Source organism: Actinomadura vinacea, from assembly GCF_039532545.1.
Taxonomy (GTDB): domain Bacteria; phylum Actinomycetota; class Actinomycetes; order Streptosporangiales; family Streptosporangiaceae; genus Spirillospora; species Spirillospora vinacea.
This window is the reverse complement of the sequence record NZ_BAAARW010000058.1, coordinates 1-1118: the sequence shown is the minus strand read 5'-3', so window position 1 is coordinate 1118 and position 1118 is coordinate 1. Positions and strand designations below refer to the sequence as shown.

Sequence of the window (1118 nt, the reverse complement as noted above, 5' to 3'; positions counted from 1 at the left end):
AGTGGTCGTTGCTGCCGGGATGTTGGTCCAGCCCATGGGTCGTGTCAGGGCGATGGCCAGGTTCCGCAGGCCGGCCATGATGCGGGGTGTGTGGCCGGTGCGGATGCGTGAGGTGTCTTCGGCGTAGGTGACGTCGCGGATGTGGTGGGAGCGCCTCGATCGACCAGTGCCCGCGGATGTATGAGGCCAGCCGGGCGGGGGCTGCTTGACCTGGGGTCAGGCTGGTGACGGCATAGATCGTCTTGATCGTCGTCTTGCCGGTGGCGTGGTCGGTGCGGCGGCGCTTGATCTGGATCGCCTGGGCGGCGTGCGGGAACAGCAGGCCCGGCCGTACGGTGCAGGCCTTCAGGCGGCGGATCTCTCGTCGGCCGTGGCCGTTGTCCAGGGTGCGGTGGTGCAGCGGGATGTCCGGCCAGGGTAGGCGTTTCAGCTGGTCGTGCAGGCTTTTCTGGTTGCCTTTCACAACCAGGATGTAGTGGGCGCCTCGGCCTTGGACCAGGTGGCGGGCGTGTTCGCGCTGGGTGTGCAGGGCGTCGGCGGTGACGATCCTGCCGGTCAGGTCCACACCGCTCAGCAGCGGGACGAAGGCGGGGATCTCGTTGCTCTTGGCGTCGACCTGCCGTTGCGCCGGTACGGCCTGGTCGTCGTGCAGTGCGGCGGCCAGCAGATATGTCACCGTTCCGTCGCGGCGACGGCTGCCCCGGACGGTCTTGGCGTCCACCGCCAGCGCCTGCTGTGCCGTCGCCTGTCGCTCGGCCTGTTGGTCATCAGGGTCATGGGTCAGCGCGGCCAGGCAGGAGCCGATCGCTTCGTCAAAGGTGTCACCGTCGAGGCGTGCCAGCAGCCGGCCGAGCGTGGTGATGGCCGGCAGCCTGGTCGGCAGGCCGAGCCGCTGGAGGAGATGGGCGTCCAGTTCCGTGGCGATCCTGCCGGTCTTCGCCAGGGTGGTAGCTCCGCTCAGCACGCTGAGCAGGCATAACGCCAGCAGGGGGCCGAGCCGGTAACGGCGGCCTCGCCGGTGCCGCGGATCGGGAATGCCGTCGAGGACCTCGACCAAAGCGGGCAGACCGGGCAGGTCGGTGGCAGAACATGGCAGATGGACGCCCTCGCAGTGGCGG

Annotated in this window: 1 protein-coding gene; it reads right to left on the bottom strand. The window is 69.1% G+C overall.

Annotation, left to right across the window (positions count from 1 at the left end):
• Positions 1 to 1118: ISAs1 family transposase (locus ABD340_RS47775; RefSeq protein WP_344598854.1), on the bottom strand; the 1118-nt coding region annotated here is incomplete at both ends.